This window comes from Streptomyces sp. NPDC088254 (assembly GCF_044740925.1).
Taxonomy (GTDB): domain Bacteria; phylum Actinomycetota; class Actinomycetes; order Streptomycetales; family Streptomycetaceae; genus Streptomyces.
This window is the reverse complement of the sequence record NZ_JBIURQ010000001.1, coordinates 838,225-861,002: the sequence shown is the minus strand read 5'-3', so window position 1 is coordinate 861,002 and position 22,778 is coordinate 838,225. Positions and strand designations below refer to the sequence as shown.

7 protein-coding genes are annotated in these 22,778 nt (G+C 74.8%); 5 read left to right on the top strand and 2 right to left on the bottom strand.

Annotated elements, in window-relative coordinates:
* The first annotated feature begins 184 nt into the window (after window positions 1–184).
* From ACIOC0_RS03770 to ACIOC0_RS03750, 5 genes are all read left to right on the top strand, one after another.
* Window positions 185–8,266: an amino acid adenylation domain-containing protein gene (locus ACIOC0_RS03770; RefSeq protein ID WP_402151975.1), complete on the top strand. Its 8,082-nt coding sequence runs from the start codon at window positions 185–187 to the stop codon at window positions 8,264–8,266.
* Window positions 8,263–18,879 (top strand): amino acid adenylation domain-containing protein, encoded by a 10,617-nt coding sequence (locus ACIOC0_RS03765; protein ID WP_402151972.1) that lies wholly within the window; start codon window positions 8,263–8,265, stop codon window positions 18,877–18,879. Before ACIOC0_RS03770 ends, ACIOC0_RS03765 begins: the two co-directional genes overlap by 4 nt.
* A gap of 82 nt (window positions 18,880–18,961) precedes the next feature.
* Window positions 18,962–19,162, top strand: coding sequence for an MbtH family protein (locus ACIOC0_RS03760; RefSeq protein ID WP_402151969.1), 201 nt, complete (start codon window positions 18,962–18,964; stop codon window positions 19,160–19,162).
* Between the two features lie 86 nt (window positions 19,163–19,248).
* Window positions 19,249–20,577, top strand: coding sequence for an MFS transporter (locus ACIOC0_RS03755; protein ID WP_402151966.1), 1,329 nt, complete (start codon window positions 19,249–19,251; stop codon window positions 20,575–20,577).
* 136 nt (window positions 20,578–20,713) lie between these two features.
* A complete protein-coding gene (locus ACIOC0_RS03750) occupies window positions 20,714–20,923 on the top strand; it encodes a hypothetical protein (RefSeq protein ID WP_402151964.1) in 210 nt (69 codons plus the stop codon).
* An 84-nt stretch (window positions 20,924–21,007) separates the two neighbouring features.
* Here the strand turns inward: ACIOC0_RS03750 and ACIOC0_RS03745 are convergent, their stop codons facing one another.
* Window positions 21,008–21,529, bottom strand: coding sequence for a hypothetical protein (locus tag ACIOC0_RS03745; protein ID WP_402151961.1), 522 nt, complete (start codon window positions 21,527–21,529; stop codon window positions 21,008–21,010).
* 166 nt (window positions 21,530–21,695) lie between these two features.
* A complete protein-coding gene (locus ACIOC0_RS03740; protein ID WP_351089143.1) occupies window positions 21,696–22,712 on the bottom strand; it encodes a helix-turn-helix transcriptional regulator in 1,017 nt (338 codons plus the stop codon).
* Between the last annotated feature and the right edge of the window lie 66 nt (window positions 22,713–22,778).

Sequence of the window (22,778 nt, the reverse complement as noted above, 5' to 3'; positions counted from 1 at the left end):
ACCCGACCGGATCGCGGTCGCGATGACAGTGGCACCGGTGGCGCGGTCCTTTGTCACGGGATCCCGTGACCGGGAACGGCCGGGAGCGGGGGCGGCGCTGTCAAGAGGCGAATTCTGGTGACTACAAGGGGCGTCGGTCATCGCCGAAGGTGTCGTCGTCGAACGAACCCGAGGAGACGCCCCCATGCCCACTGATGACCACGGGTCGCTGCCCCTGACCTCGGCGCAGGCCGGTGTCTGGTTCGCGCAGCGACTGGACCCCCTGCGTCGCGACTACGCCATCGGCGAGTATCTCGAGATCCACGGAGCCCTCGACGCCGAGCTCTTCGAGGAGGCGCTGCGGCGGATGCTGGCGGAGACCGAGGCGCTCGGGATGCGCTTCGGGGAGAGCGACGGGGCCGCGTGGCAGGCGCCGGCCGGGCTGCCGCCGTTCAGGCTTCGGACCACCGACGTGAGCGGCGACCCCGATCCCGTCGCCGCGGCCGAGGCTCTCATGCGGGCCGAGCTCGACAGGCCCATGGACCCGGCCACCGGTGACGTGCACCGGCAGCTGCTGGTGCGCACCGGTCCCGAATCGTTCTGCTGGATGCAGGGATACCACCACATCGTCGCCGACGGCGTGAGCGGGCCCCTCATCGCCCGCCGGGTCGCCGAGCACTACTCCGCGCTGGTCGACGGCGGGACCGTACCGCCGCCCGACGCGGCGCCGTGGCGGCAGATCGTGGCCGAGGAGGAGGCCTACCTCGCGTCCGACGCGCGGGAGGCCGACCGGGCTTTCTGGCAGAGCGTGCTGGCGGGCGTCCCCGAGCCCGTCGGGTTCGCGGGGCGGCCGGGCGGTGGCGGTTCCGCTGCGGCGACGCACGAGGTGGTACGGGTCAGGGGGGACGTGCCCGACGGTGACGCGCGGCTGTTGCGTGAGGCCGCCCGGGAGTACGGGACACGGTGGTCCGCGCTCGTCATCGCGGCGGCCGCCGCCTATCTGCACCGGGTGAACGGCGCCGAGGACGTGGTGCTCGGGCTGCCCGTGACCGGTCGTGCCACGGCCGCCGCCCGTCGTACGCCGGGCATGTTCTCCCGGGTCCTCCCGCTGCGCCTGGCCGTCACGGGCACGATGACGCTCGGTGAGCTGGTGCGCCGCACCTCGGCCGGCATCAAGGACGTGCTGCGGCATCAGAGGTTCCGCATCGAGGAGGTGCACGGCGGTGCGCGGCTGTGGGACGCCACCGTCAATCTGATGTCCTTCGACTACGGGCTGACCTTCGGCGGGGCGCCGGCCACCGTGCACAACCTGTCCGTCGGCCCGGTCGACCATCTGACGCTGAACGTCTGCGACCGTGGCGGCGACAGCCCGCTGACCGTGCAGGTCGAGGCGGACGCCGGTGAGACGGACGCGGCTCAGGCGCATTCCCACCGTGAGCGGTTCACGCGGTTCCTGGCCGGTCTGGCAGCCGCCGGGCCGGAGGCCGTCGTGGACTCCCTGGAGTTGCTCACGCCGGACGACGAGCGCCGGCTCGCCGTCTTCGCGGACGGCGGGGCGGGTGACGCGCCCGCGGGCCGCTGTCTGCACGAGCTCTTCGAGGAGCAGGCGGCGCGCACCCCGGACGCCGTCGCCGTCGTCTGCGACGGCGAGGAGGTGACGTACGGCGCTCTCGACGTCTGGGCGGAGGAACTCGCCGGACGGCTGCGGCCGTTGACGGAGCCGGGACAGCCGGTCGGGGTGCGCGTGCGGCGTTCGCCCGCGATGGTCGCCGCGCTGCTCGGCGTGCTCAAGGCGGGTGGCTGCTATGTGCCGCTGGATCCGGCGCTGCCCGCAGCCCGCGTCGCGTACGTGGTGCACCGGGCCGGCATCGATGCCGTCGTCGCCGATGCGGGCACCGACGGGGCGCTGCCGGAGGGCACGGCCGTGGTCTCGGCGCGGGACGCGCGCGGTGCGGGCGCCTCGGGAGCTTCGGGCGGGGCGGGCGGGGCAGGCCGTACGGCGGTGCCGGCGCTCTCGGCCGCGTATCTGCTGTACACGTCCGGCAGCACCGGCGAGCCGAAGGGCGTCGTCGTGCCGCACGCCGCCGCGGTCGACTTCGTGTACGCCCATCTCGCGGTGGCGGGCGTCGAGGCCGGTCGGGGCGAGGGCGAGCGGTTCCTCGGGTTCGCGGCGCTGTCCTTCGACGTGTCCGTGCTCGACGTGTTCGGTGCGCTGCTGAGCGGCGGCACGCTGGTCCTGGCCACCGACGAGGAGCGGACGGACCTGGACCGGCTCCAGTCGCTGATGGCCCGTCAGATGGTCACGGTCGCCGACCTGCCGTCCGCGCTGCTGCCGTTGCTGGACCCGGGCGCGGTTCCCGGCCTGCGTTTCCTGTCCACCGGCGGTGAGGCGCCGTCGGCCGACGCTGTGGCCCGTTGGGCGGCCGGCGGCCGCGAGGTGTGGAACGGCTACGGTCCCACCGAGGCCACGGTCGAGGTGACCATGCACCGGTGCGCGTCCGGTGACGACGGCGGGGTGCCGCCCATCGGCCGGCCGATGGTCAACCACCGTGCCTACGTGGTGGATTCACGACTTCGGCTGCTGCCTCCCGGCGCCGCGGGCGAGCTGTGCGTGGCGGGCGCCGGTCTGGCGCAGGGGTACGCCGGGCGCCCGGGACTGACCGCCGGGCGTTTCGTGCCCGACCCGTTCTCGGACGTCCCCGGCACCCGGATGTACCGCACGGGCGACCTGGTGCGCTGGTCGGCGGACGGCGACCTGGAGTACCTGGGCCGTATCGACCAGCAGGTCAAGGTGAACGGCTACCGCATCGAGCTGGGCGAGATCGAGACCGTTCTGGGCCGTCACCCCTCGGTGCGCCAGGCGGCGGTCGACGTGCGCCCCGCACCGGGCGGCGGGCGGCGTCTCGTCGCGTTCGTCGCACCGGAACCCGGCCTGACGGTCGCCGCTCCGGCCGAACTGGCGGCGCACCTGGCGGAGTTCCTGCCGCACTACATGGTGCCCCACACTTTCGTCGCCCTGGACGCACTGCCTCTGACGGCCAACAAGAAGGTCGACCGCAGGGCGCTGCCCACGCCGGGACCGGACCAGGAGCCGGAACCGGAGGCACCGGCGCGCGCGGCCGCGACGGAAGCCGAGAGCACCCTGTGCGCGCTCTTCGCGGACGTGCTCGGCCGCGCCGTCGCGCCCGATGACAACTTCTTCTCCCTCGGCGGCGACAGCATCGCCGCCCTCACCATGGTCAGCCGCGCCCGCGCCCGGGGGCTCACCTTCACGCTGGGCGACGTCTTCACGCACAAGACCCCGGCCGCTCTCGCCACCGCCGTCGGCACATCGGCCGTGAGAACCTTTGAAGGGGCTTACTACGTCGAGGAGTTCGGGGAGTCGGCGGCCACACCCGTGATGCGGTGGCTGCTCGACGGGCCGGGGCCGATCGGCCGCTTCAGCCAGTCGATGACCCTCACCCTGCCCGCCGACGCGGACGACGCCCGGCTGACCCGCGTCTTGCAAACGGTCCTGGACCGTCACGCGGCGCTGCGGATGCGGGTGACCGAGGGGCCGGACGGGCGTCCCGCCGTCGTGATCGGCGAGCCCGGGTCGGTCGACGCCGCCGAGGTGCTGCGGCGGGCGGACGAGCCCTTCGACGCACGCACCGCCGGGGCCGCCCTGGCGGCGGAACTGGACCCGTCCCGCGGGGTGTTGGTGCGGGCCGTGCGGTGGGACGGCCGTGACGGGCTGCCGGACCGGCTGCTGCTGTGCGTCCACCACCTGGCCGTGGACGGCGTGTCCTGGCGCATCCTGCTCGACGACCTCGCCGCCGCCTGGGACGCGGTGACCGATGAGGGGTCCGCGGCGGCCTGCCACCGGGACGCGGTGTCGCGGCCGCCGGGCACGGGCTCCTCGTTCCGCGCGTGGGCCGCCCACCTCCAGGAGCTGGCCGCCTCCCCCGAGGTGTTGGCGGAACTCCCCCACTGGCGGCGGACCTTGGCGCCGGACGCGGATATGAGCACGGACGCGGGCACGGGCTCGGAGACGGACGCGGCCTCGCCACAACAGGACGCGACGCCCCCGCCGTGGGACCGCGTGCCCGACCCGGCGCGGGACACCGTAGGCACCACCCGCACCCGTACGCTGACCCTGCCGGCCGAGACCGCAGGACCGTTGCTGACGTCCGTGCCGGCGGCACTTCGCACCGGCCCGGCCGAGGTGTTGCTGACGGCGCTGGCCCTGGCCGCCCATCACCCCAGTGTCGCCGGGGGCGGCGGCCCCGGCTCGCTGCTGCTGGACCTGGAGGGGCACGGCCGGGCGGACCGCACGGACCGGCATGATCTGTCGCGCACGGTGGGCTGGTTCACCACCCAGTACCCGGTCCGCCTCGATCTGCGCGGACTCGACATGGCCGCGGCCGGAAAGGGTGACGGCGACGCGCTCGCCGCCGTGGCCGGGCGGGTGCACGGCTGCCTCGCCGCGGTCCCGGACCACGGCACCGGCTACGGACTGCTGAGCCGACTGAACCCGGCGACCTCCGGCGAACTATCCCAACTCCCCCAGCCACGCGTGCTGTTCAACTACCTGGGCCGGTTCGACGGCACGGACCACGGGCCATGGAGCCCGGCCCCCGGCTCGGGCGCACTGGCCGCCCACGCCGACCCCGCGATGCCGGTCGACCACTGTCTCCAGATCGACGCGCTGACAGTGGAGGAGGCGGACGGCCCCTCCCTCACCGCCGTGCTGACCTGGCCGGAGGGCCTGCTCGTCCAGGACGAGGCCGACGCCCTCGCCGACGCCTGGCTGGCGGCCCTGCGCCTGCTGGCCGCGTCATCGGCCAAGGCGACCGACGCGATCGATGCGGTCGAAGCGGTCTATGCGGCGAACGCGACCCCGGCCGGTCCCGTCCGCTCCGACCTCGCGCCGGCCGGCCTGTCCCGTGCGGACATGGACGGCCTCGCCGAACGCCACCCGGGGCTGACCGACGTACTGCCCCTGTCGCCGTTGCAGGAAGGGCTGTTCTTCCACGCCGCCTACGACGCCACCGGCACGGACGCCTACACCGGCCAGATCGTCCTGACCCTGGACGGCGTGCTCGACGCGGGCGCCCTGCGCCAGGCCTGCGGCGCACTGCTGGAGCGGCACGACGCGCTGCGGGCGGCGTTCACCGACCGCGGGCTCGACCGCCCCGTACAGGTGGTGGCCGGCGACGTCGAAGTCCCATGGGACTCGGTCGATTTGACCACGCACCCGACGGAGGAACGCGAAGCCGCCTGGGAGCGGGTGCTCGCCGACGACCGGGCACGGCGCTTCGACCTGGAACGGCCTCCGCTGGTGCGTTTCACCCTGGTCCGCACGGGCGAGGACCGGCACCGGCTGCTGATGACGAACCATCACATCCTGTGGGACGGCTGGTCGTCCGCCGTCCTGCTGCGGGAACTCCTCACCGGTTACGCGGACCTGACCGGCACCGCGTCCCGCCCCGTCCCGGCGGGCCGCTCCGCCACCGCGGCCGCGGTCCCCTACCGCGAGCATCTCGCGTGGCTGGCCGACCAGGACCGGGAAGCGGCGACGACGGCCTGGCGGGACGCGCTGGCGGGCCTGGACGAGCCCACCCTGCTGGGTTCGGCGGACCCGAACAAGCTCGGCGCGCTGCCCGAGCGCACCACGGTGGAGCTGTCACCGGAGGCGACCGCCCGGCTCACCCAACGGGCCCGGTCGGCCGGCATCACCCTCAACAGCGTCGTGCAGGGGTGCTGGGCCATTCTGCTGGCCCGGCTGACGGCCCGTGACGACGTGGTCTTCGGCGGCACCGTCTCCGGGCGCACCGCGCCGGTCCCGGGGATCGAGAGCATGGTGGGGCTGCTGATCAACACCCTGCCGGTGCGCTTCCGGGTGCGGGACGAGGAGAGCCTTCTCGCCGCCCTGGCCCGCTTCCAGGACGAGCAGGCGCCGCTGATGGACCACCAGCACCTGGGGCTGGCGGACATCCAGCAGGCCGCCGGCCTCGGCACCCTGTTCGACACCGCGGTCGTCGTCGAGAACTATCCGCTGGACCTCGCGGAGATGCGGGACCTGGGCGGGGAGGTGCGGCTGGCCGACGTGGACGGGTCGGACGCGACGCACTACACCGTCAACCTCATCGTCCTGCCGGGAGAGCGGCTGCGGCTGCACCTCGACCACCGGCCGGACGTCCTCGACGCGCGCGCCGCGCTGAGCGTCGCCGAGGGACTCCAGCGGCTGCTGACGGCCGTCGCCGAGGAGGCGGAGACGACGACCGTGGGCGAGGTGGACGTCGTCTCGGCCGAGCAGCACCGGCTGGTCGCGGAGTGGAACGACACGGCGGTGCCCGTGCCCGCGACCACGCTCGTGGAACTGTTCGAGCGGCAGACCGCGCGCACCCCGGACGCCCTCGCGACCGTGTTCGGCGACGAGCGTCTGACGTACGCCGAACTCGACGCCCGTGCCGAGGCGCTCGCCGCCTGGCTCCGAGCGCGGGGCGCGCGCCCCGAGGAGATCGTCGCGGTCGCCCTCAACCGGTCCACCGAACTGGTCGTGGCGCTGCTCGCCGTCCTCAAGTCGGGTGCGGCCTACCTCCCGGTGGACCCCTCCCTGCCGGCCGAGCGGATCGCGTTCATGCTGTCCGACGCGGCGCCGGTGCTGCTCCTGACCACCTCCGACGTGGCCGCCGGGCTCCCGGCCGACACGTCGGCGCCCCGGCTGCTCCTCGACGCCGGACACGCCGGTAAGGCGGACCCCGCACTCGCGGCGCCCGCGGCGCCTTCCGGGGCGGCTGACGGTCGGGGCAGGCCGCTGCCGGCCCACCCCGCCTACGTCATCTACACCTCCGGCTCCACCGGCCGTCCCAAGGCCGTCGTCGTCGAGCACTCCGCGATCGTCAACCGGCTGCTGTGGATGCAGGACCGGTACGGGCTCGGGCCCGACGACCGGGTGTTACAGAAGACGCCGTTCGGCTTCGACGTGTCGGTGTGGGAGTTCTTCTGGCCGCTGCTGACCGGCGCCGCCCTGGTGGTCGCCGAGCCCGGCGGGCACAAGGACCCGGCGTACCTGGCGCGGGTGATCCAGCAGGAGTGCGTGACCACCGCGCACTTCGTGCCCTCCATGCTCGCCGCGTTCGTGGCGGAGCCCGCCGCCGCCGGATGCCGTTCGCTGCGCCGGGTGGTGTGCAGCGGGGAGGCACTGCCCGAGGAGCTGAAGAACCGCTTCCTCGACATGCTCGACGTGCCGCTGCACAACCTGTACGGGCCCACCGAGGCGGCCGTCGACGTCACCCACTGGGACTGCCGCCCCTCGGACGAGGGGCCGGTGCCCATCGGGCGGCCGATCTGGAACACCGCGCTGTACGTGCTCGATCCGGCGGGCCGGCCCGTGCCGGTCGGGTTCCCGGGTGAGCTGTTCCTCGCCGGGGCGGGCCTTGCCCGCGGCTATCTGCGGCGGCCCGCGCTGACCGCGGAGCGCTTCCCGCTCGACCCGTTCGGGCCGCCGGGATCGCGGATGTACCGCACCGGCGACATCGCGCGGCTGCGGGCGGACGGTGCCGTCGAGTACCTCGGCCGCACCGACGACCAGGTGAAGATCCACGGCTTCCGGATCGAGCTCGGCGAGATCGAGACCGCCCTCGCCCGATGTGCCGGGGTGGGACGGGCCGCGGTCGTGGTCCGCGAGGACACGCCGGGCGAGCGCAGGCTCGTCGGCTATGTCGTACCGGCGTCGCGAGCGGTGCCGGAAGCGGCGCGGCAGGTGGCGCCGGAAGCCGCGGCGCTGCGCGCCGAACTGGCGCGGAGCCTGCCCGAGTACATGGTGCCGCTGGTGGTCGTCGTGGACGCGCTGCCCGTCACACCGAACGGCAAGCTCGACCGCAGGGCCCTGCCCGCGCCGACCGCGGCGCCGACCGGGCACGAACCGCCGGACGGAGAGATCGAGGAGCTGGTCGCGGCCGTGTGGCGCGCGGTCCTCGGCGTCGAGGCCGTCGGACGCCACGACGACTTCTTCGCCCTCGGCGGCCACTCGCTGAGCGCCACCCGGGTCGCGGCGCGGCTGCGCCAGTCGCTGGCCCTGGAGCTGCCTCTGCACACCCTGTTCGAACAGCGGACCGTCGCCGCGCTCGCCGCGGCGGTCGAGACCGCCCTCCTCGAGGACATCGCCGCCTCGACGGCGGACGACGCGCTGCCCCTCATGTCCGCGACACCCGCCATGCCCCCGACATCCCCCATGTCCCCCACGCCAAGCACGTCCCTCACGTCTTCCGTGGCCCACGTTTCGCAGGGAGAGACCTCGTGACCATCCAGGAGAGCACGCCGGGCGCCGCCGACAGCCGGCTGAGCGCAGCCCGTGAGCTGATGCGCCGCCGGGTGCGGTCGGCGCTCGCGGACGCGACGGCGGTCACGGGCGAGACGTCCGCGCCCCACACCTCCGCGTCCCACACCTCGGCACCCCACACCTCCGCGCCCCACACCTCGGCGTCCCCCGACTCCATGCCCGCAACCGGGTCCCCCACCTCCGCGCCCGCCGCCCCCGCCCCGCCCGTCGCCTCGTTCGCTCAGGAGCGCATGTGGCTGGTGGACCGGATGCGGGGCGGCGCGCCCGGCTACGCGATACCGGAGGTCGTACGGCTGCGCGGCCCGCTGCGCCGGGACCTGCTGCGGCGCAGTCTGACCGCCGTCGTGGGGCGGCACGCGCCGCTGCGGACGGTGTTCGAGGAGCACGACGGGCAGCCGGTCCCGGTCGTGCTCCCCGCCCCGGACGAGGTGCCGTTGGCTCTGCTCGACCTCGGCACGGCCGGTGACGGCGGCTCGGCGGCGGACGTCGAGCGCCGTGCCCTGGACCTGGCCCGGGAGGAGGCCCGCCGGCCGTTCGACCTCGCCGCCGGTCCGCTGCTGCGCGCCCTGCTGATCCGCCTCGGCGCGGACGATCACGTGCTGGTGCTGGTGGTCCATCACATAGCGACCGACGGCTGGTCGATGTCGCTGCTGTGGCAGGAGCTGTCCGAGGGCTACACGGCCCTCCTGCGGGACGTGCCGCCGCGCGTCCCCGATCTGCCCGTCGCCTACCAGGACCATGCCCGCCGCCAGCGGGAGCGCCTGACGAGCGGCGCCCTGGACTCAGGGCTGCGGCACTGGGAGGAGCGGCTGGCCGGTCTGGAGCCGCTGGAGCTGCCGACGGACCGGCCGCGGCCCACCCGCCGCAGCGGCGCCGGGCACAGCGTGGAGTTCACACTCGACCAGGACCTCACCGACCGGCTGCGCCGGCTGGCAGAGGCGCACGGCGTCACCCTGTTCATGACCCTGCTCGCCGCCTTCCAGGCGGTCCTGGCCCGGGTGTCGGGCCGTACCGACGTCGCGGTCGGCACCCCGGTCGCCGGCCGTGACCGGGTCGAACTGGAGCCGCTGATCGGCTTCTTCGTCAACACCCTGGTGCTGCGCACCGACCTGTCGGGCGACATCGGCTTCCGGGAGCTGCTGGGCCGGGTCCGGCGGGTGTCGCTGGACGCGTACGACCACCAGGAGGTGCCGTTCGACCGGCTGGTGGAGCATCTGAGCCCGGAGCGGTCCGGTGACATGAACCCGCTGGTGCAGGTGATGTTCGCCGCCGCGAGCGACGAGACGGCGGCGCTGCGGCTGCCGGGGGTGGGCGTCGAGACCGTGACGTGCGATTTCGGCGCGTCGCTGTTCGATCTCAGCGTGTTCGTCTCCGAGGGGGCCGACCGCTGCACCGGCTCGCTGGTGGCCGACACCGACCTGTTCGACCCGGTCACCGCAGAACTGCTGCTCGGCCACTATCTGGAACTGCTGTCCGCGGTCGTGGAGGCCCCGGACCGGCCGCTCGCCGAGCTGCTGCCCGGCGACGACTCCGCCGCTCGGCTCGTCTCCGACGGCCACGGCAGGGTACGCGAGGACCTGGCCCCCGCAGCACCGGGCGAGCTGTTCGCCGAGCAGGTCCTCCGCTCCCCCGGTGCGACGGCCGTGGTCTGCGGCGACGACCGGCTCACCTACGCCGAACTCGACGCCCGTTCGGACGCGTTGGCGGCGCGGCTGCGGGCGGGCGGGGTGGTGCGCGAGACGCCGGTGGCGCTGTTCATGGACCGCTCGGTGCATGTGCCGGTCGCGATGCTGGCGGTGCTGAAGGCGGGCGGCGCGTACGTGCCGCTCAACCCGGCCTTCCCCGTACAGCGTCTGCACTGGATGCTGGAGCGCACCGGCGCCCGTCTGCTGCTCACCGACGCCACCCTGGCCGGGCACGAGGCCGTCGTGGGGTCGCCGGTGCCGGTGCTCGACGCGACCGAGGGCGCCGCGGTCGACGCGGCCGGCCCTGCCCGGCCCGACGCGGTGGTGTGCGCCGCCGACCGACTCGACGCTGCGGCGTACACCCCGGACCAGCTCGCCTACGTCATGTACACCTCCGGCTCGACGGGTGAGCCCAAGGGGATCGGCGTGACGCAGGGGAACATCGCGGCCCTCGCCCGCGACTCCGCCTTCGGCGCGGCCCACCGCAGGGTCCTCGCCCACTCGCCGCTCGCCTTCGACGCCTCCACGTACGAGGTGTGGACGCCCCTGCTGACGGGCGGCACGGTGGTGATGGCGCCGCCCGGCCGGATGGGCGCCGACACGCTCGCCCGTCTGGTGCGCGAGCACGGGATCACCGCGCTGTTCCTCACCGCCGCCCTGTTCGACCTGGTCGTCGAGGAGCGCGTGGAACTGCTCACCGAGCTCAGGGAGGTGTGGACCGGCGGAGAGGCCGCTAATCCCGTGTCCTTCCGGCGGGCCCTGGAGGCGGCTCCCGGCACCGTGCTGGTGAACGTCTACGGCCCCACCGAGACGACCACGTTCGCCACCGCGCACCGGCTGGAAGCCGGCGCCGAGGTGGAGGGCCGGGTGCCGATCGGCTCGGCGCTCGACGACACCCGGCTGTACGTGCTCGACGAGCGCGGGCGCCCGGTGCCGGAGGGCGCGGTCGGTGAACTGTGCGTCGGCGGCACCGGTGTCGCCCGCGGCTACCTCGGCAGGCCGGGGCTGACGGCGGACAGGTTCGCCGTCGATCCCTACGGGCCGCCCGGGGCGCGGATGTACCGCACCGGGGACCTGGCCCGGCGGCGCCCGGACGGCACCGTCGACTACCTGGGCCGTGCCGACCAGCAGGTGAAGATCCGCGGTTTCCGCATCGAGCCGGGCGAGGTCGAGGCCGAGCTGACCCGCTGCCCCGGCGTGGGCCGCGCCGCGGTCGTCGTCCGCGAGGACACCCCGGGCGAACTGCGCCTGGTCGCCTATGTGGTGGCCGCCCCCGGCGCGGACGTCGTACCCGAGGAGCTGCACCGCGCGCTCACGGACCGGCTGCCCGCGTACATGCTGCCCGCCGCGATCGTGCCGGTGCCCGGGCTGCCGACGACGCCCAACGGCAAGCTCGACCGGCGCGCCCTGCCCGCCCCCGGTGAACAGGCCCTGAACAAAGCCGAGTTCGTCGAGCCGCGCACGGAGACCGAACGGCTCGCCGCCGAGGTGTGGGGCGAGGTGCTCGGCACCAACCCCGTCGGCCGGCACGACGACTTCTTCGCCCTCGGCGGCCACTCCCTGCGCGCCACCCGGACGGTGTCCCGTCTCGGCGTGCGGCTGGGCACCGAGGTGCCGCTGCGGCTGCTGTTCGAACACCCGGTGCTGGAGCGGTTCGCCGCCGCTCTGGACGCGCTGCGCCTCGACGCGCCGGACGCCGTCGCGGACCGGGTCGTGCCGCGTCCCGCCGGGAGCACGGCCCCGCTGTCCTTCGCACAGCAGCGCCTGTGGTTCCTGGATCAGCTCCAGCCGGGCCGCCCGGACTACAACATCCCGGTCGCCGTCCGGCTGGAGGGCGCGCTCGACGCGGGCGCCCTGCTGGAGGCGCTGCGCGCCGTGGTCGGGCGGCACGAGGTGCTGCGTTCACGGCTGACCGAGGATGCGGACGGGCCCGTCCAACTGGTGGAGCCCGCCGAGGTGTTCGAGCCGCTCTTGACCGATCTCGACGGGCTGCCGCCGGACGAGGCCCGGTCGCGGGCCCTCGGCCTGGCGCACGCGGACGCCGCCGCTCCGTTCGACCTGACCCGGGCGCCGCTGCTGCGGGCCCGTCTGGTGCGCGTCCACGCGGAGGAACATCTCCTCGTCCTCGTCCTGCACCACACCGTGGGCGACGGCTGGTCGATGCCCGTGCTGTGGCGGGAGCTGTCGGACGGTTACGCGGCCCTGCGGCGCGGTGAGCGCCCCGCGCCGCCCGCCCTGCCCGTCCAGTACGGCGACTACGCGCACTGGCAGCAGCGCCGGCTGGCGGAGGGCGCGGCCGACCGCGGCATCGCGCACTGGCGTGAGCGGCTCGCCGGTCTGCCCGCTCTGGAGCTGCCCACGGACCGGCCCCGGCCGCACGCCCGGACCGGTGCGGGCGGCGCGCTCACCTTCGAGCTGCCGCCGGACCTCGCCGGGCGGCTCGGCGCCCTCGCCCGCGAGGAGGGGGCGACGCTGTTCATGGTGCTGCTCGCCGGTTTCCAGTCCCTGCTGGCCCGGTGGACGGGGCAGCAGGACGTGGCCGTGGGCTCACCGGTCGCGGGCCGGGACCGCACCGAACTGGAGCCGCTCATCGGGTTCTTCGTGAACACGCTGGTGCTGCGCACCGACCTGTCCGGCGACCCGTCGTTCGGCGAGGCCGTGCGCCGGGTGCGGGAGACGGCGCTGGCGGCCTTCGAGCATCAGGACGTGCCGTTCGACCGGCTGGTGGAGGAGCTGCGCCCGGAGCGCGACCTGAGCCGCAACCCGCTCTTCGACGTCCTCTTCCAGCTGCACCCCGAGCAGTTGGACACGTTGCCCCTGGAGGGCGTGCGCACCACCTCGCTGGACACCGCGAACGGTACGGCCAAGTTCGACCTGAGCCTCGCCGTCACCGAGCACCCGGGCGGTCTGACCGGCACCCTGAGTTACGCGTCCGACCTGTTCGACCACGCGACGATGGAGCGCTTCGCCGGGCACTACGCGCGGCTGCTGCGCTCGGCGGTGGCCGCCCCGGACACGCCGCTGTCCCGGCTGGAGGTGCTGTCGGAGGCGGAACGCGGCGCGCTGCTCGGTGCGGACGCGCCCGGCGAGCGGGAGTTTCCCGCCCGGGCCGCGACCCTGCACGCCCTGGTCGAGGAGCAGGCCCGCCGTCGGCCCGGCGCGGTCGCCGTGACCTGCGCGGGACGCTCCACCACGTACGGGGAGCTGGACGCCGGCGCCAACCGGCTCGCCCGGCGGCTGCGCGAGCTGGGCGCCGGCGCGGGGTCGACGGTCGCCGTCATGACCGGACGCGGTACCGGGGCGGTCGCCGCCGTCCTGGCCGTGCTCAAGTCGGGCGCGGCGTACGTGCCGGTGGATCCCGGTCAGCCGGCCGAGCGCGTCCGCACGGTCCTCGCCGACAGCGCGACGCGGATCGCGGTGACGGACGGCTCGTCCGGAGAGGTCGCGGTCGCCGGGATCCCGAACGGTGTGACGGTGCTGGACCTGGACCGGGAGCGGCCGCTGATCGACGCGCTGCCGGCCACGCCGCCGCCCCCCGCGGCGGGCCCCGGCGACCTCGCCTACCTGCTCTACACCTCGGGCTCCACCGGGCGTCCCAAGGGCGTCGCGGTGCCGCACGCGGCGATCACCGGCTATCTGGCCGCGCTGACCGGCACGTTCGGTCTCGGCGAGGAGGACACGGTCCTGGCGCGGACCGCGCTCACCTTCGACCCGTCGGTGCGCGACCTGTTCGCCCCGCTGGCGACGGGCGGCCGCGTGGTGCTGGCCACCGGCGAGGAGGCCGACGACCCGGACGCACTGGCCCGGCTGCTGCACGCCGAGCGGGTCACGGCGGTCCTGTCCGTCGTCCCGTCGATGCTGGCCCTCGTGGTGGCCGCGTCGCCCGGTCCGTCCGCGGACCTGCGGCTGGTGCTGACGACCGGCGAGGCGCTCACCGCGCCGCTCGCCGAGGCGGCGCGGGCGCTGGGCGGCCGGGACCGGCTGCGGCTGGTCAACCAGTACGGGCCCACCGAGTGCACCAACACCACGACATACCACGTCGTCACGGACGAGGACGTGGCCCGCGGGCGCGTCCCGATCGGCAGGCCGCTGCCCGGCGCGCGGGTGCGGGTCCTGGGCCCGCGTCTTGAGCTCCTCCCGGCGGGCGCGGTCGGCGAGTTGTTCATCGCCGGGCGCGGTGTGGCCCGCGGCTACCTCGGCGACCCGGGCCGCACCGCGACGGCCTACGTGCCCGACCCCTACGGTCCGCCCGGGAGCCGCATGTACCGGACCGGCGACCTGGCCCGGCTGCGGGCGGACGGGGTGCTGGAGTTCCACGGCCGGCGCGACAACCAGGTGAAGGTGCGCGGGCACCGGGTGGAGCTGGGCGAGGTCGAGGCCGCGGTGCTGCGGCATCCCGCCGTGGCCCGCACGGCGGTGGCCGCGCACGGCACGGGCGCCGACCGCACCCTGGTCGCCTATGTGGAGTGGCAGGCGGACGGGGCGCCACAGGGCGGTCCTGCGGAGGTGCTGGACACCGTGCGCGCGACCCTGCCGGCGGCGCTGGTGCCGTCGTCGGTCGTGGTGCTGGACGCGCTGCCGCTGACGCCCAACGGCAAGACGGACCGCAAGGCGCTGCCCGCTCCCGCGCCGGGCGCGGGCGGCACGGGCCGGCCGCACGTCGCGCCCCGGACGACGCTGGAGCGGACGGTCGTCCAGGTGTGGGAGGAGGTCCTCGGGGACGGCCCGGTCGGTGTCCTGGACCACTTCTTCGAGCGGGGCGGGCACTCGCTGAAGGCGACGCGGGTGGTGTCCCGGCTGCGCAGGCTGCTCGGCCTGGACGTGCCGATGCGGTCCCTGTTCCGGCACCCGGTCGCCGAGGACTTCGCCCGGGCCCTGGCATCCCTGGGCGCGGACGAGGAACCGGGGATCCCGGTGCTCCCGGCGGGGCCGTCGCCGCTCTCCTTCGGCCAGCAGCGGCTGTGGCTGCTGGACCGGCTCCAGCCGGGCCGCCCGGACTACAACATGCCCGGCACGACGCGTCTGACGGGGGCGCTCGACGCGCCGGCCGCCCTCGGCGCGCTGCGGGACGTCGTCACCCGGCACGAGGTGCTGCGCTCGCGTGTCGAGGAGGGCGGCCCCGCCGGGTCCGCCCGGCTGGTGACGGAACCGGCCGACGTGTTCGAACCGGTCTTCACGGACCTGTCCGGCGACGACGCCGAACCGGCCGGCCGTCGGGCCATGGAGCTGGCCGGTGCCGACGCCTCCCTGCCCTTCGACCTGACCCGCGCGCCCCTGGTGCGTGCCCGGCTGATCCGGATCGCGCCACGCGAGCACCTCCTCGTGGTCGTCGCCCATCACGCCGTCTTCGACGGGTGGTCGGCCGGGGTGTTCTGGCGGGACTTCTTCGCCGCCTACCGCGCGCGGACCGGGGACGGCGCCGAACCGCTGCCTCAACTGTCCGTCTCCTACCGTGACTTCGCCGCCTGGCAACGTGAGCGGCTGAGCGGTGAGCTGCTGGAGGGGCAGCTCGCGTACTGGCGGGAGCGGCTGGCGGGACTCGCCCCGCTCGAACTGCCCACGGACCGCCCGCGTCCCGCCGTCCCTTCGGGGCGAGGCGACCGGCACTCGTTCACGGTGCCGGCGCCGCTCGTGGAGCGGCTGCGGGCGCTCGGCAGGGACCGCGAGGCGACCCTCTTCATGGTGCTGCTGGCCGGCGTCCAGGCGCTGCTGGGCCGCTGGGCGGGCGCGCATGACGTGGCCGTCGGCTCGCCCGTCGCGGGCCGGGACCGGGGCGAACTGGAGCTGCTGGTGGGCTTCTTCGTCAACAACCTGGTCCTGCGCGGGGATCTCTCCGACGACCCGGCCTTCGCCGATCTCGTCGCCCGGGCCCGGGACACGGCGCTGGAGGCGTACGCGCACCAGGAGGTGCCGTTCGAGCGGCTGGTGGAGGACCTGCGCCCGGAGCGCGACCTCAGCCGCAACCCGCTGTTCCAGGTGATGCTGGTCCTCAACGAGGAGCCGGAGGCGCCGCGTCTGCCGGCGGGGCTCACGGCCGAACCCCTCGAACTGGACAGCAGCGCCTCGAAGTTCGACCTGTCGCTCTACTTCACCGAGGAGGCGGGCGAGTTGCGCGGCGAAGCGGTGTTCGCCACCGACCTCTTCGGCCGGCCGAGCGTCGCCCGGCTGACGGCGGCGCTGCTGGAGCTGCTGTCGGCGGCGGTGGCCGCCCCGGACACCCGCGTCACCTCCCTGCCGCTGCTCGCGGCGGGCCGGGAGCTGGAGTTCGCCGGCCGGTGGAACGACACCGCCGAGCAGGTCCCGGACGCGCCCCTGCACGAGTGCGTCGGTGAGCAGGCCGCCCGGACGCCGGAGGCGGTGGCCGTCGACGACGGCCGTCGCCGGCTCGACTACGCCGGGCTGTGGGAGCTCTCGGGCCGGGTGGCCGACCGGCTGGCCGCGCTCGGCGCGGGCCCCGGCACGGCGGTCGCCGTGAGCGTCGACCGGTCCGTGCTGCTGCCGGTCGCCCTGCTGGGCGTCCTGCGCAGCGGCGCCCGGTACGTTCCGGTCGACCCCGGGTATCCGGCCGAGCGGATCGGCCACATGCTGTCGGACAGCGGCGCGAGGCTGTTGATCGCCTCGGACGGCCCGGCCGGCACACCGCCGGTCCCCGGGCCGGTGCGGGTGCTGGACGTCGCCGGCCTGGTGGACGGCCGTACAGCCGCCCAAGGGGCGCTCTCGGCGCCGGTGCACGCCGAGGACCTGGCGTACGTGCTGTACACGTCCGGTTCGACCGGCCGGCCCAAGGGCGTCATGGTGTCGCACCGGGCGCTGGCCAACTTCACGCACGACATGGTGAACAGGCTCGGGACGGGTCCGGGTGACATCGTCGCCGCCGTCACCACCGCGTCGTTCGACATCGCCGTGCTGGAGCTGCTGGTGCCGCTGACCTGCGGGGCGCGGGTGCGGGTCGTCGACCGTGAGACCGCCCGGGACGGCAGGCTGCTGGCGAAGGAGCTGGACTCGGCCGGGGCCACGGTCGTCCAGGCCACACCCGCCACCTGGCACCAGCTGATGGAGGCCGGCTGGGAGAGTCCGGGGGTCCGTGCCCTGTGCGGCGGTGAGGCGCTGCCGACGGCGCTCGCCGCGCGGATGCGGTCCGCCCTGGGCGCCGTGTGGAACGTGTACGGGCCGACGGAGACGACGGTCTGGTCGACGGCGCACCGGCTCTCCCCCGAGGACCCCGACGGGCCGGCGCCGATCGGCAAGGCGCTCGCCAACACCCGGCTGCACGTGCTCGACGAGCGGCTGCGGCCGCTGCCGGTGGGCGTGTTCGGCGAGTTGTACATCGGCGGGGACGGGGTGGCCCGCGGCTACCACGGCCGGCCCGCGCTGACCGCGGAGCGGTTCGTCGCCGACCCGTTCGACGACGGCGGCCGGCTCTATCGCACGGGTGACCTGGTGCGCAGGCTGTCCGACGGCGGCCTGGAGTACCGGGGCCGGGCGGACGGGCAGGTCAAGGTGCGCGGGCATCGAATCGAGCTGGGCGAGATCGAGGCGGCGCTCGCCCGCCGTCCCGAGGTGGCGGCGGCCGCCGCCGCGGTGCACGGGAGCGGTGTGGACGCGGTCCTCGTCGGCTATGTGGTCTGGCGGGACGGGGACGGCGATCCGGCGGCGCTGCGCAACGTCCTGCGGGAGGAGCTTCCGGCCCCGATGGTGCCCGGCGTGCTGACCGCGCTGGAGCGGCTGCCGCTCACGCCGAACGGCAAGCTCGACCGCCGGGCCCTGCCCGCTCCCGCGCCGGGCGCCGCCCTCGCGGGGGACGCGCCGCGGGTGGCTCCGCGCGACGCGGCCGAGCTGCGGATGGTCCGGCTGTGGGAGGCGGTGCTCGGCACCGGACCGGTCGGGGTCAGGGACGATTTCTTCGCCCTGGGCGGCCACTCCCTGAAGGCGTTCGAGCTGATGACGGCCGTGCGCGCGGAGTTCGGGGTGGAACTCCCGCTGAACCTCGTCTTCCGCAGGCCGACGGTGGAGCTGCTGTGCGAGGCGCTGCCGGAGGCGGCCGCCGCGTCCGGCCGGCTGCTGGTGCCGCTCTCCGACGGCGGCGACGACCGTCCCCCGCTGATCCTGTTCCACCCGCGAGGCGGCGACGTCGTCTGCTACCTGGACCTGGTCCGGGAGCTGGCGAAGACCCCCGACGGCGGCCGGCGGGTGCTCGGTGTGGAGGCGGTGGGCTGCAACACCGACGACGCTCCGCTCGACGACGTGTCGGCGATGGCGGAGCGGTACCTCGCGGCGATCCGCGCGGAAGTGCCGTCCGGCCCCTACCTGTTGGCCGGCTGGTCGTTCGGCGGCACCGTCGCCTACGAGATCGCGGCGCGGCTCGAAGCCGCCGGCGAGCAGGTCGCCTTCCTCGGCCTGGTCGACTCCGCCGCCCCCGGCCCGCGCGCCGGGGCCGAGCCGGACCCCGGGGACGACGACCTGCTGCGCCACGGACTCGCGGCCGGCCTGGACGCCGACGAGGCGCGCGTGCTCGACGAGGAGGCCCTGCTCGACGCCCTGATCCGCAAGGGGCGCGACAACGGCAGCCTCCCGAGGCACTGTGCTCCGCAGGCACTGCGCCGGATGCTGCGGGTCGCCTCGGCCAACGGCGCCGCGGCAGCCGCGTACCGCACCGACGCCGTCCTCGACGCCCCGGTCCACCTGTTCACGGTGTCCGAGGTGCATGCCGAACTCGCCACCCCGCTGGTGGACCCTGACCCGTGGAGGGCGCGGGCGAGCGCCGTGCGTCACCTCGCGATCCCCGGCAACCACCACACGCTGGTGGACCCACAGCACAGCGCGGTGCTGGCGGACCGGCTCGCCCGGGCGATCGCCGACGCGACGCACCTGCCCGGCTTCGGTGACTGACCGCCGGCACGAACCGGCCGGTCGAACCCGACCCGACCCCATGAACCGAACCGATCCGACCCGACGAACGAGGAGAACCACCATGAGTGACGAGACGACGCGGCAGTACCTGGTCGTGGCCAACGACGAGGAGCAGTACTCCCTCTGGGAGACGGACCGGCCCGTCCCGGCCGGCTGGCACTCGCAGGGCGTGCGGGGCTCGCGCGAGGAGTGCCTGGCGCACATCGAGCGGGTGTGGACCGACATGCGTCCGCTCAGCCTTCGGCTCAGCATGGCCGGCTGACCCTACGACCGACGGGCACACCGCCGCCCGGCGCTCCGCTGCCGTGGAGCGCCGGGCGGCGCGGTTCCCGCGAGGAATGGATCGTGATGAATCGACGAATGTCGCCCTGGGCCTTCTTGGCCCCACGGGCGCGGCGGGCCGCACCGCTGCTGGCCCTCGTGGCCGTCGCCGGGGTGTCCGCGCTGGGACTCTCGGCGACCCTGGTCGCCGTGCCCTGGTTCGTGCTGCACAGCACCGGCAGCGGCACCTGGACGGGGCTGGTCGCGGCGGCCGAGACCGCGGGCCTGCTCTGCTCGGCGGTGCTCGCGGGGCCGGTGGTCGACCGGCTGCCGGCGCGGGCCGTGAGCCTGGGCGCCGATCTGCTGACAGCGTCGGCGCTCACCCTGATCCCCGCGCTGCACGCGGTGGACGCGCTGGCCCTGCCGGTGCTCGTCGTCCTGGTCTTCGCGGTGGGGGCGGCCCGAGGTCCCGCGGAGACCGCGCGCCAGCTGCTGCTGCCCGACGCGATGCGGCGGGCGGGGGTCGCCTTGGAGGCGGGCACCGGCTCGGTGGAGGCCGCGCGCCGGATCGGTCTGATGGCCGGGGCGCCGCTGGCGGGCCTGCTCATCGCCGTCGTCGGGCCGGTGCGCACCCTGTCCGCGGATGTGGGCGCGGCCCTGCTGTGCTGTCTGCTGGTGGCGACACTGGTGCCGTCCCCGCCCAGGCCCCCGGACCGTGGCGCCTCCGGCGGGGCCGTGGCGTCGTACGCGTCGGATCTGCGGGCGGGCTGGGCGTACCTGAACGGGGACCGGCCGGTGCGGGCGGTGACGGCCGTGCTGCTGGTGACCAACGCGCTGGACGGCGCGCTCAACGGGGTCCTGTACCCGGCGTACGGCACAAGGGTGCTGGACAGCAGCGCCCTGTTCGGGGCCATGGTGACCGCGATCGGCGCGGGCGCCCTGCTGGGGGCGGCCCTGTACGGCCGCATCGGGCGCCGTCTGCCGCGCCGGGCTCTGTTCGTCGGCGCGTTCCTCCTGGTCGGCGCGGTGCGCTGTGCGACGCTCGCCGCCGGGCCGCCGCCCTGGGCGCTGCTGTCGCTGCTCGCCCTGTCGGGTCTGGGGTCGGGGGCGCTCGCTCCGCTGATGATGTCCGTCGCCTACGAGCGGGTGCCCGAGGAGGTGCGCGGCCGGGTGTTCGGCATGCTCACCGCCTGCGCCCTGGCGGCCACGCCGCTGGGGATGCTGGCCGCGGGACCGGTGCTGGACGGCTGGGGGCTGACGCCCGCTCTGCTGGCGACCGGTGCGGTCTATCTCGGGGTCACCGTGACGCCTCTGGTGTTCCGTGTGTGGGCGGAGTTGGACGTTCCGCCCCTCACCAGCGGCCCGATGGCCGACTGTTCCGCGCAGAATGCGGAGGTTTGCCGCCCCTCACTTTAGAGTCAGGCAGCTTGATGAGCCGCCGGATGGATCGATGCGGGGCGGTCGCGGCGGCAGGGTTGTTCCTGCAAGGCAACGACCGAACGGCCCGGGGAAACACCCCCCGGGCCGGCCATCCACCTGCTGGGGGAACACCATGACGAAGCGTCTCGCACTCGCCGTCTGCACCGTGGCCGCGGCCTTCGCCGCCGTCCTGACGGGGACCGCGGCGACCGCCCCGTTCGACGGGGGCGCCACCCGGGTCACGGCGGGCGACCGGCCCGTGATCGTCGTCACGACGACGACCGGCGCCACGGGCGGCTCGAACCGCCCGAAGCCCCCGACCGACACCTCCTGGGGCGGCTGACCGGCGCGACGTCCGGTGAACGCACGGAACGAGGCGCCCCGCGGGGCGCCTCGTTCCGTGCGTGCGAAGGCCGTGACCCCGCCTTCAACTCGTCGTCGGACACTCCGGGGTGAGGACGAGGACCGTCCAGCGGGCGCCGGTGGCGGGCTCGGCGGTACGCGCCCAGCCGTCGGGGACGTAGAGCACCTCGCCCGCGCGCAGGCGGTAGCGGAGTGAGGCGTCCCGGCCGTCGCCGCCTGTGCCGACGATGTTCCAGGTGGCCGCGCCCGCGATCTGATGGACCAGCAGATGACCGGGCGGGACGCCGACGGGGGCGGGGCGGGCCGTGAGACCGGTCGCGGCGGTGATCTGGGCGGCCAGTGCGTGCAGATCGGGCGTCGCCGCCCGGTACTCGCCGTCGTCCTCGCCGTGTTCCTCGACGTCACCGACCAGCGGATGGTCGTGTTCCGGCCACAGGACGCCCGGGGCGCGGCCCAGGTGGAGCGCGACGAAGAGAGCGACCTCCCGCAGGTGCTCCCCCGCCGGGCCGGCGGGCCGATGGACGGGCAGGCCCTGCGGACGGCCGTCAGCAGATCCCGCCGCCGGCCCGTCGATCGGCATGTTCATCGTGCGCCCCTCAGTCTGTGCATGACTCGCCGGCGCACCGCGACCGCCGTGCGCGCCGGGCCGCGTGCCGCGACCCCGTCGAGGAAGCATCGTCCATCGCTCAGGGTGCGTACCAGCCACGGAAACACGTTCCCCGAAAGCCGTGACACGACCGGGGCGACCGGCTTCAGTCCGCGGCGGCCTCCTGGTCCGGCTTCGCCGCTGCGGGGTCGTCCAGCAGGCCGCGGGCCGCGGCGGCGACTCCCGCCTGGAAGCGGCTCCCCGCGCCGAGCTCCTCCATGATGTCGGCGATGTGCCGGCGCGCGGTGCGCAACGACATGCCGAGCCGCCGGGCGATGGCCTCGTCCTTCAGCCCGGCCGCGAGCAGCCGGATGATCGTCTCGTGGATCTCGCGGGCGACCTCCTCCAGCCCCTGGCCGACGGCGTTGGAGAACGGGGTGGCGTGGTCCCAGGTCTGGTCGAAGATGTCGCAGAGGTAGGCGACGGTGGCGGGCTCCCGGATCACCACGGCGCCCCAACTCCCGTCGGGCACCGGTATGAACGCCAGCTCGCGGTCGAAGGCGATGAGCCTGCCGAAGAGTTCGTGCGCGGTGCGGTACTGCGCGCCGAGCGCCGAGGCGGCGGCCACGTAGGCCTGGCTGGGGCCGTTGAACCGGGCGGTGTGATGGTAGAGGCTGCGCATGGAGATGCCCCTGCGCAGCATGGCCTCGTCCCGTCTCAGCGCCTCCTGCATCGCCTCGGGCACCCGGCTGCCGCCGCCGGGCTGGCTGGTGAGGACCTCGCGCCGGCACCGGTCGGAGGCGGCGTTCAGTGCGCCGCGCACGTCCTCGACGTTACCCAGTACCTCCAGCGCCTCACCGGCTGAACGGCGTTGGAGGTAGTGGGGCATGAAGCGCCCGAGGTCCTCGCGGATGCCGCTGATCTCCCGCTCGCGGGTGCGGATCTCCTCCTCCAGCGGTGCGGCGAGGCGGGACGCCGCAGTGTCCGGCGCCACGGCGAAAGCCACCGAGTCGTCCTCCGGACTGCGGTGCAGTAATTGGACGTCGAGCAGCCGCTCCACGCTGAGCCGGACCTCCTGCGGAGCGTGTCCGGTGCCGGCGGCGACGGTGTCGATCTCGATCGTGCGGTGCTGGAGCACCCAGCTGTAGACGTCGAGGTCGACGTCCTTGAGATCCGATAGCACCCTTGCCCCATTTTGCATGCCTTCACCCCGGGTCGCTTTGCTGCCAGGCACCTTGGTGAGGCGCCC